At 56.2% G+C, this 347-nt stretch carries 1 protein-coding gene; it reads right to left on the bottom strand.

The window, feature by feature from the left end:
* Positions 1–121: 121 nt before the first annotated feature.
* Positions 122–347: hypothetical protein (locus tag RMT89_RS41760; protein ID WP_315888980.1), on the bottom strand; the 226-nt coding region annotated here is incomplete at its 5' end.

The raw sequence follows: 347 nt of genomic DNA, 5'->3' as shown, positions 1-347 counted from the left end.
ACCTTGTTTGGCAGCATGATAGCGATAGATTGGCCTGTCGCTGAGTCTTCAAGAGAGCGTGTTTGCGCTTGAGAACTGCACTACAGGTGAGCGCTATCGATGCGTGATGCACCAGACGCGGTCACTGTAGCTCGTCAAGCGCCTCATGGAGGGTTTCAATACTGGTCAGTCGGTGACGTCCTGCAGTACCTGACAGTTCGATGACCCGCGTGGCCAGAAAGTGACAGAGCGTCAGCACAGCCACATGATTGAATAAGGGGCCTGGCGCCGCCGTGCGACAGACGGTATGCCAGGTCACCTGAGTATTATGGGGGGCACTCTCATCCGTGATGTACAACACCCTGGCC

Source organism: Streptomyces sp. P17 (assembly GCF_032436805.1).
Classification (GTDB): domain Bacteria; phylum Actinomycetota; class Actinomycetes; order Streptomycetales; family Streptomycetaceae; genus Streptomyces.
The sequence above is the reverse complement of the archived record's forward strand: the minus strand, read 5'-3'. Positions and strand labels throughout refer to the sequence as shown.